Below are 8,813 nucleotides of genomic sequence, written 5' to 3'. Positions count from 1 at the left end.
TTGCCGGACGCAAACCAGGGCGACTACGAAGAACTGCCCGATTATCTTAAACAGGGCATGACGATCCATTTCGCCACTCATTTCCGTGATGTAGCCAAGAAGCTTTTTGACTAAAGCGAAACGCAGGCACAAAAAAGGGCGATAATTATCGCCCTTTTTTACGTCCTGTTGGTGATCTCACAAGAGCCTTTAAAGGCACTCGACTCAGTCGTCTCGGCTGCCTCGAGGGGGGTCTGATGTCACACTGAAACGATGATCTTCATCAAGCTCTTCGATTACCGGAAATTCATGCAAACTGCTCTCGAAGTCGTCGTCGACCTCCTGCGGCTCAGCGGGCTTTTTGTCAGCTGACTTGCGAGCAGGTGTCGGCGATAGACCCTCAATCAGGTCCCAATCAGGATCCAGGGTAAAATCGTTGAGATTGAGTCGGGTGTCAGCCAAGGTTTCATCATCAGCCAGCACATCTTCAACCGTATCGACAGGTGCGGCTGCAAAACTATCCGCCTCGAGCTGCGGGAAACGCGCCTTCAACTGATCGACTCGGGCCATATCACCACCAAGCGACTCAATTACCCGCGCCTGCTCAGCAAAGCCGTCTGCATCACCCAACTCGCCCATAACGCGCGCCTGCTTGTAGCGCAGCTCCAAACGCTCGGGGTCTTGTGCGATGGCCTTATCCAGCATACTACGCGCCTCAGGGAAGCGGCCGTAGGTAATATAAAGCTCTACACCATCCATATCGTCCAGGCGATCAACCGGTGGCTCTGAGGCCTGCACCTCGGCGAGCGCCTGCTCTTTTTCGACCTTCTGCTCACGCGGTGATGCCATACCAACCGCACCCGCTACGACCGGCGTGGCTGGCTGCGGCTCATGGGCCTCACGCTTACCCATTGCACGCAAACGAGCAATAACCCAACCCAGCAGAAACGCCAGGGCAATCAGCGGCAGCGACCACCAGCTGAACCAGGAGCTGGACTGCGCAGAGCTTTCTGGCTGATCACTCGCCTCAGCAGGCAAGACGTCGGCAGATACCGCACCGGCAGCAGGCTCATCGCTGCCATTCGCCGATGCGTCCACGCCGCCATTACCCAACCCTATTGTTCCAACGGCAGCCGCACTGGCAACCGCTGCCTCATTCTCCGCCTCGCGCGCCGCACGCAGCACGTCAAGCTCGGCCTGCAGGCTGGCGATCTTACGATCGCGGTCATCCAGCTCACTCAGCATGACGTTGAAACGGCTTTCCAGTTCCGTCAACCTGCCGCGCATTTCGCCCGTTTCAGTCTGCGTCTCAGCAATATCAGTCTCTTCAATTCGCAGGCGTGCTTGCATACCGTCATTTGCAGCCACGGATGCTTGATCAGCCAACGCCTGCTCTTGCTCAGTGGCAGTATCTGCATCGGTCAGTGCGGCCTGATCCCGCGCAGCAGTCTGCGGCTGACGGACTACATCTTGTTCAGCAGCGCTCTGAGCCGCGCCTGGCGGACTCACTGACACGCCCAACTGCGCGGCCGTCGGCAGGATCAATGTTTGTCCCAGCTTTAGCCGATTTCGATCGCCGTTAATAAACGCTGCTCTGTTCAGCGCGTGAATGGCAATCATAGTGTCAGCAACACTGGCGCTTTCAGCCGGCCGGCTGCGATTAGCTATATCCCAGAGTGTATCGCCCGATACCGTGGTGTACTGTTTTGCGCCAGCTTGTGGCTGCAGGTCTGGCAGCGGCTGGGCGACCGGCGCCGCAACCGGAGCGGGCGCTCGGGCTGCCGATTGAACCCGTGCCGGCGGCGCGGCCTGCGGCATGCTTGGCGCGCGCGCGTTATTCCCGTAGAGCGGCGGATCAAGCAGCAAGGTGTACTCGCGCAACAGGCGCCCATTGGGACGACGCAGCTCTACCAGGAAGTTAAGGTAGGGCTCGCGCACGGGCTCGCTCGATTGCACCTGAATGGCTAGCTTATTACCCCGCAAGACGGGTTTGAAGCGCAAATCGGTCAGGAAGAAAGGTCGATTAATACCAGCATCATCAAATGTAGCGGCATCTGCCAGAGAAACCAGCACATCATCAGGCGACAGGCCCTCTGCACCCTGCAACACAATGATCGCGCTAAGTGGCTGATTAAGCGCAGAATTCAACTGCATCTCGCCTAGCCCCAGCGCACTGCTAACTCCTACGTAGAGTGCCGCCAAAGATGCGGCTCCCAGGACTATCTGGCGCTTAACAGCCATACCTTCTTCCTCATTTCCTGTGAGTTTCGACAGCCTGTTGCGACATCGAAAATCTGCTATCCGTTGCTTGTTATGATCACTCAAACAAAAAACACAATGGGTGCGCGACTAGCTGCCTGCGGTCATTATGCCATTACGAAAATTAAAAAAATAACCCGCAAAGAGTTTATGACAGAAAATAGACTCTAAAACCTCAATCACGGAACAAACAGTCATTAATTTGACCCATTTTTTGGGCGCGACGCATATCTGTTAGTCAAGCAATCACTTGCCATACCTGTCAAGGCGACGGAGTTACGCTAGAATAGCGCGCTCGTTTCTGTATTCGGAATATCGGCATGACCGACCTCGACAACCTCTTCGCCAGCCCTTTCAGTAAGGTGGCCGACTTCGCCTTTGACGAAAACGTAGCCCGCGTCTTTCCAGACATGATCAAGCGCTCGGTGCCAGGCTACCCCACCATTATTGAAAGTATTGGACTAATCGCAAACCAATACGCGCGTCCCAACTCAATCATCTACGATTTGGGCTGTTCACTCGGTGCGGCCACTCAGTCCATGCGCCGCCATGTCAGCAGCGAAGGCTGTCGAATCATCGCCATAGACAATGCGCAGGCCATGGTCGAGCGTTGCCGCGAGTATCTGGTGGCGCAGGACGCCATGATTGAGGAAGCCATTCCGGCTGAAGTCATTACCGGTGATATCGTCGACTACCCACTGCAGGCCTGTTCTGTGGTCGTACTCAACTTCACGCTGCAGTTCATCAAGCCAGGCGAGCGACTGGCCTTACTACGGGCTATTCGCCAAGCCCTATTGCCCGGTGGCGTGCTGATTCTGTCGGAAAAACTCAACTTTGCCGAGCCCAGCACTCAAAACAGTCTTGAAGAGCTGCATTACGCGTTTAAGCGTGCCAACGGGTACAGCGAACTGGAAATTGCACAAAAGCGCAGTGCAATCGAAAACGTTATGTTGCCCGACACCCTCGAGCAGCATCAGCAACGGCTACAGCAGGCTGGTTTTGAGCACAGCCATATCTGGTTTCAATGCCTCAACTTTTGCTCAATGATTGCTCGCACGTGATTGATTACACAGGCTTTCTCGACAGTTTGAAAAGCGGACCACTGGCCAAGTGGCGGCACCCCATCAGCCAAGGGCTGGAGCAGCGCCTGGATAGCCTGCAGCACGGCGACCTGGAACGCTGGCAGGCTAGTCTGGACAAGCTGCCGGCACTCACTCACGTTGAAGCCGACATGTCATCAGGCGTTTCTCTGCGAAGCGATCAGACACTCAGTGAGGAAGCTCAGGACAAGCTAACCGAAGGCCTGCAGGGACTTCACCCCTGGCGCAAGGGGCCATTCGACCTCTTTGGTGTGCATATCGACACCGAATGGCACTCCGACTGGAAGTGGCAGCGCGTCTCGCCGCATATTGATCTACGTGACCGTCGTGTGCTGGATATTGGCTGTGGCAACGGCTATTACATGTGGCGCATGTGGCAAGCGGGCGCCAGCATGGTGATAGGAGTAGATCCTAACCTGCTGTTTCTTAACCAGTTTGAAGCGGTCAAGCGCTACCTGCCGAGCGCGCCCGTATGGCAACTACCCTTCACCCTCGAAGCGCTGCCCGAACCCAGTGATGCCTTCGATACCGTCTTTTCGATGGGTGTGCTATACCACCGACGCTCACCTATTGATCACCTCTTGCAGCTCAAGGCCTGCTTGCGACCCGGCGGCGAGCTGGTGCTGGAAACCTTGGTAATTGAGGGTGATGAGAGTCGCTGCCTGCTACCAGAGGATCGCTACGCGCAAATGCGTAACGTCTGGTTTCTACCGTCAGTACCTATGCTGGAGCGTTTTCTGGCCCGTGCGGGCTTCAGTGATATTCGTTGCGTAGACCTCAATCGTACCAGTATCGAGGAACAGCGCAGCACCGACTGGATGCGTTTTCAATCCCTGCCGGACTTTCTTCAACCCGATGACGCAAGCAAGACATTGGAGGGACATCCTGCCCCCTTGCGCGCCACTCTCATCGCAGTGAAGCCTGGCCCTTAAACCCGGCCAGGCGGACGCCAGTATCAACCAAACACAGTAACCGTCTGGCGACTGATAGCGACCAGTTCACCCGACTGACTCCAGATCATTGCGGCGACATGACCATAGCCATCTCGCGCATGCTCAATACTGGCCTTGTACAAAAACCAGTTATCTTTGCCCAGTTCTGGCTGCGGCTGCACGAACTCAATAGTCCAGGTCAGCGAGCTCGCCGGGGCTCGCTCTTTCAGGTGCGGCAGTACCGCTGGTGGCCATACATCAACCAGTCCAACAAGATGCTCCGTATCAAAAGACGCCACAGTTTCATCAATACGCATCCAGCCGCCCATTTCCCGTTTGCGACTGTTGGTGCAGGGGTAATCACCGAAGGTCCAGCGCACATCAAAATAACGCATAAACGAAGGCATTACGCCTTCGATATAAGGCATACGCTCACACAGCTCTGGTGCCGGAACGGTTGGCGCAGGCTCTGCAGCCACATCCACAACGGACTCACGACCAGCGCCGAAACTACCCTGGATAATGCACATGGTTTGACCATTCTGCATGGCCCTGCCTAAAACCTGACTGACAGCCTTACCCTCTCGAAGTACTTCGGCTTCAACCGACATGCTCTCGCCCGGTGTTACCGGCCCAACAAAGGTTATTGCCAAGGATCGAACAGGGCGTCCGCTGGCAACTTTGGCACGCATGCCCGCGAAGACTAACGCCGCAACCAGTCCGCCATACCCGGCCCGCCCCTGCGCCCAACTGGTCGGAATGGTGAGGCTGTTATCGGGAGATGCAGCGAAGGCGTTTAGCAGTTCAGCAAATGTCATGTCAGTATCCTGAGAAAACCAGCCGAACATACTAATTTAAAGCGCTAGCGGATCACCAGCTGTAAACACGAAAAGTAGTAGCTTGAGTGCGAAGGCAGTCACTCAGCACGCGTTAGCCGTAAACCGCACAGCCAGCCTATGGCAAACCACGCCGGGGGCATATCAGGCCAGTCGGCGTCGTTGAGGTCTGTCAGGGTAAAATCAGCAACGCCCGCTCGGGCCATCAACCGCTCATACCACCACACCACATAATAGCCGTGGCCAGTGCTGTGCTTGTTGGCTAATTGGCTACGCAAACGCATGGGTAGCGAGGCAAACAGCAACTGATCCAGCGCGACAAAAATTCGCTTTTCATTTTCAAGATAGGCCGCCTCTGCCGCAACCTTGCATTCCATCTGGTTTGCCAGCACCACTAGCTGCGCGGCGTACTCCCAATGACTTTTCAACGGGTTCAATTGACTACGCCAGTCCAGCTGTTGGCGCTCCAAGGCATCAATTAATGTATTGCTACCCGCCATTGGCGCGCCCAGCAAAGCGGCTAGCCAGCGGCGCTGAAACAAGGGTAACTGATCTACCCAGAGCAATAGCTCGGCGCTACTGCTACCCGCCACGGGCTGCCATCCACCTACCTCACCGTCTGGAATATGGCCTGCCTGCGCCATGCGCTCAGGCCAACTCGCCGACACAAATTGCTGCTGAAACAGAGTCCATTTCCCGTTCAGAACGGCTTTGCGTTCTTTTAACCAGCGCTCGGCCAACCAACGTCGCCGCGATTTATAACTTGTCATCCGATGTACGTCCCAGCCGTTCCTTCATGGTTCTGATAATCCCTTTGTTATCTTCCAGCAATGCACCCGTTTCAGACAAGGGCACCGCACGACATAAGTCGAGGGTAAAGTGCCCCAAACGAGCGCTGTAAAGGCCGATCCCCATACCCTGCCCTATGCGCGCCGCCAGCTTTTCCAGCAAGCCTGACAACAGCGAGTCACTCAGCGCACCCATCGCCATCTCGGTACCGCCCGCGAGCGCTATATTACGCAATACGTGACGCGCCAAACGCCAGCGACTCAAGCGGCCAATGGGCAGTCCGTAACACACCGCGATGCGTTGCATCATGCGGATATTGCGCCACACCACCAGCATAAGGTCGACAGAGACCCACGGACTTGAGGCCACCAGCAGACCTGTACCCACTGACTCGTTGCGCACTATCTGCCGCGCCTGCTGGTCGATAGCCTGATAAAATTGCAGATTCAATCTGCGCGACACTTCTTCCGCATCGTGGGCCGCATCCAGGTCCGCGCAAGCAGCGCTGAGTCTTGCGGCCAGCGGTGTTGCCGCATAGACGTGGGCCAGCCGATCCAGCCAGTCTACCGCCAGGCGTTGGCTGGGATCTTTCAAAGCGGACTGCATTTCATGACGTAACTGCTCAAGCTCACTGAGCCGATGACGTTGACGGCGCAGATCACGCAGGGCAAACAAGCCCACAGCACCAAGCAACGCGCCCGCCCCCGCCACCAGGCCTCCAGCAACCGGGTGCCATTGCCAGCTCGCCCAAGCCCACTGACTCCACTGCAAAGCAGCGCCACCAAGCGCGACCATCACACCGAGTTTTAACAAACGGCTCGGCCACCGGCTTTGCGGCGGCGCGTTCAAGGTTCCCGGCAAAGGCACTTCGCTGGCCGTTGCCTGCATCTGTACGGCGTGAACGTCGCCCAGCAGCTCGGTTACTCGAGCCTCGCCGGTCTCATCCGGGATGTCCCAGCTGTCCAGGATGCGTGTTTTGTTTTCATCTTTCACAGGCGCTCTCCACCCAGTAACCAGGCTACCAGGTCGTCCATACGATAGTGCGGGAAAGGTTCATTGCGGTGCAGGCCAGGAGGCGGTCTTAACGGCAGCAGCTCGGGACTGTTAACCTCTAACGACTGCGGCAAGTGCGCGGGAATATCGCCCGGCTGGTAACGTATCCAACCGGTTTTACCCTGCAAACCAGCCACTAATGACTCGCCCTCTTGCCGGGTAGCACGAATAGCAGACAGCGGAATACCCTTGATCTCCACCCCGCCGTGCCGCACGTCCGCCAGACGATCTACCATAAGGTCTTCAAGGCACTGTTGTACCGCCCTCTGCTGACGCGGCCCCACCTTATCCACCTTGGTAGCGCACAGTGCCAGACGTCGAATACGCGGGCGAAAACGCAGCAAGCGAGCCAGAAGACCATTCTGACCATAATGAAAGCTTTCAAGCACCGCTTCCATGGCATCCTTCAAATCGGCCAAAGCAGCTTGACCGGCGTCCATCGGCCCCAGCATATCGACCAACAACACCTGCTGATCAAGATGCCTGAAATGTTCATCATAAAAACCACGTACGATAAAATCGCGGTAGTAATTAAAGCGCGCTTCACAGAGCGCCCACCAGGTACCAGCAGCAGCCTCGGTGTGCTGGTTGGCTTGCAGCAGGGGCACAAAGTGCAACATTTGCGCTGCCACATCGCTGCCAGGCTGCAGGAATCGCGCGGGTTGGTTGCGTGAAAGCCCCGCCTCAGTTCGGCAACGCTGCAGGAAAAGCGTCCAATCAGCCGCCAGCTGGGCCAAGCTTTCTGTATCAGCCAGCGCCGTCGGATCGATCGCCTGCAAGCGAGCGCGTAACTCGGCCGCCAACTCGTCACGCGGTGGGCGGTCAAGCCATTGCGCCATCTGCTCGCACCACTGACCGTAACTGAGGTTCAGCAAAGGCAAATCAAGCAGCCACTCTCCGGGATAATCAAGAATTTCGATACTGAGTTCGCGTGCGCCCTGAAGCTTGCCCAGCAGCCCCTGAGGTTTAAAACGCAGATCCAGAAGCACTCTCGAAAAGTCAGCGGTCGAGTCCGGCCAGGCCGCTGGCTCGGCTGACAACGCGGCAATGGAGTCCAGGTAGGGAAAGGGGCGTTCAACATCATCACGACGCCAACGCACTGACTCCAAACGATCAAAGGGCGCACGTTGAGCCAGCAGCCCTTTTCTATGATTCTCCAGCTGGTTAATCAAACTGGTAATAAAGGTGGTTTTACCCGCGCCACTAAGGCCGGTCACACCCACGCGCAAATGCGAGCGGCGCAACGGATTTCTGGCTTTTGCGGGTTGCTTGAACCAGTTCGCACTTTTATTTCCCACGGTGCGGGCACTCCCCAAATCATTTATGGTCTATGACGAGTATTACATAACCAACTGACGGAACGGAGGAGCACACCCCCATGGCCTATTCGGACACTCACAGCAAAGCTATCGGATATCTACTTTGGATATTCGGCTTTATGGGGGCTCATCGGTTTTATTACGGAAAGCCTATTACTGGCACGCTGTGGTTCTTCACGCTGGGGTTTTTCTTCATCGGTTGGATTGTCGACTTCTTCCTTATTCCTTCCATGGACCGTAGTGCCGACCGCCGGTTCCGTACCGGACCGATCAACTTTAACCTGACATGGATCCTGCTGACTTTTCTTGGCATTTTTGGCGCTCACCGCCTCTACATGGGCAAGTGGGTCACAGCCATCATCTACTTCTTTACCGTGGGTTTGTTTGGTGTCGGTATTCTTTATGACTACTGGACGCTAAACGAGCAGATTTCGGTCAAAAATATGCAGCGTGACTGGTAAGTACAGGACCCCTTCTGCGACTGGGGAAAGGTGGGGGAAAACCAGGGATCGCAGGGCACAGCAAGGCGTAAAACCAAGCCAGCTT

Annotated in this window: 9 protein-coding genes; 4 read left to right on the top strand and 5 right to left on the bottom strand. The window is 56.2% G+C overall.

Annotated elements, in window-relative coordinates; all coding sequences use genetic code 11:
- Positions 1-114 (top strand): S16 family serine protease (locus EF096_RS21015; RefSeq protein ID WP_148082291.1); only part of this gene is annotated, 114 nt, incomplete at its 5' end.
- A gap of 90 nt (positions 115-204) precedes the next feature.
- Here EF096_RS21015 and EF096_RS17530 read toward each other — a convergent pair.
- The gene (locus EF096_RS17530) at positions 205-2,220 is read right to left on the bottom strand and encodes a type IV pilus assembly protein FimV (RefSeq protein ID WP_123891083.1); all 2,016 of its coding nucleotides are present in this window, start codon (positions 2,218-2,220) and stop codon (positions 205-207) included.
- Positions 2,221-2,558: 338 nt separating this feature from the next.
- On the opposite strand from EF096_RS17530, the gene cmoA reads away from it, so the two are divergent.
- Both cmoA and cmoB read left to right on the top strand, forming a co-directional pair.
- Positions 2,559-3,299, top strand: coding sequence for a carboxy-S-adenosyl-L-methionine synthase CmoA (gene cmoA / locus EF096_RS17525; protein WP_123891082.1), 741 nt, complete (start codon positions 2,559-2,561; stop codon positions 3,297-3,299).
- Entirely contained in the window at positions 3,296-4,270 is a 975-nt protein-coding gene (gene cmoB, locus EF096_RS17520; protein ID WP_256671314.1) for a tRNA 5-methoxyuridine(34)/uridine 5-oxyacetic acid(34) synthase CmoB, read from the top strand. The genes cmoA and cmoB overlap by 4 nt, the downstream gene beginning before the upstream one ends.
- Positions 4,271-4,293: 23 nt before the next feature.
- Here cmoB and EF096_RS17515 read toward each other — a convergent pair whose 3' ends face one another.
- The 4 genes from EF096_RS17515 to EF096_RS17500 form a co-directional block, all read right to left on the bottom strand.
- Positions 4,294-5,088 (bottom strand): acyl-CoA thioesterase, encoded by a 795-nt coding sequence (locus EF096_RS17515; RefSeq protein ID WP_123891080.1) that lies wholly within the window; start codon positions 5,086-5,088, stop codon positions 4,294-4,296.
- Positions 5,089-5,186: 98 nt separating this feature from the next.
- Complete coding sequence (locus EF096_RS17510) at positions 5,187-5,876, bottom strand: hypothetical protein (protein ID WP_123891079.1); 690 nt, start codon at positions 5,874-5,876, stop codon at positions 5,187-5,189.
- A complete protein-coding gene (locus tag EF096_RS17505; protein WP_123891078.1) occupies positions 5,863-6,888 on the bottom strand; it encodes a TIGR01620 family protein in 1,026 nt (341 codons plus the stop codon). Before EF096_RS17505 ends, EF096_RS17510 begins: the two co-directional genes overlap by 14 nt.
- Positions 6,885-8,246 carry a YcjX family protein gene (locus EF096_RS17500; protein ID WP_158611311.1) on the bottom strand — a complete coding sequence of 454 codons (1,362 nt, stop codon included), beginning with the start codon at positions 8,244-8,246 and terminating at the stop codon, positions 6,885-6,887. The genes EF096_RS17505 and EF096_RS17500 overlap by 4 nt, the downstream gene beginning before the upstream one ends.
- A gap of 80 nt (positions 8,247-8,326) precedes the next feature.
- Between EF096_RS17500 and EF096_RS17495 the strand changes: the two genes are divergently transcribed.
- Positions 8,327-8,728: an NINE protein gene (locus EF096_RS17495; protein WP_123891076.1), complete on the top strand. Its 402-nt coding sequence runs from the start codon at positions 8,327-8,329 to the stop codon at positions 8,726-8,728.
- Positions 8,729-8,813 lie beyond the last annotated feature (85 nt).

This window comes from Pseudomonas neustonica (assembly GCF_003797945.1).
Lineage (GTDB): Bacteria > Pseudomonadota > Gammaproteobacteria > Pseudomonadales > Pseudomonadaceae > Halopseudomonas > Halopseudomonas neustonica.
Note: the sequence above shows the minus strand (reverse complement) of the source record. Positions and strands in the feature narration are given on the sequence as shown.

Bases quoted from the DNA above. Each gene is read 5' to 3' on its own strand.
- EF096_RS17530 (WP_123891083.1), bottom strand. From the start codon at position 2,220: ATGGCTGTTAAGCGCCAGATAGTCCTGGGAGCCGCATCTTTGGCGGCA.
- cmoA (WP_123891082.1), top strand. From the start codon at position 2,559: ATGACCGACCTCGACAACCTCTTCGCCAGCCCTTTCAGTAAGGTGGCC.
- EF096_RS17515 (WP_123891080.1), bottom strand. From the start codon at position 5,088: ATGACATTTGCTGAACTGCTAAACGCCTTCGCTGCATCTCCCGATAAC.
- EF096_RS17510 (WP_123891079.1), bottom strand. From the start codon at position 5,876: ATGACAAGTTATAAATCGCGGCGACGTTGGTTGGCCGAGCGCTGGTTA.
- EF096_RS17495 (WP_123891076.1), top strand. From the start codon at position 8,327: ATGGCCTATTCGGACACTCACAGCAAAGCTATCGGATATCTACTTTGG.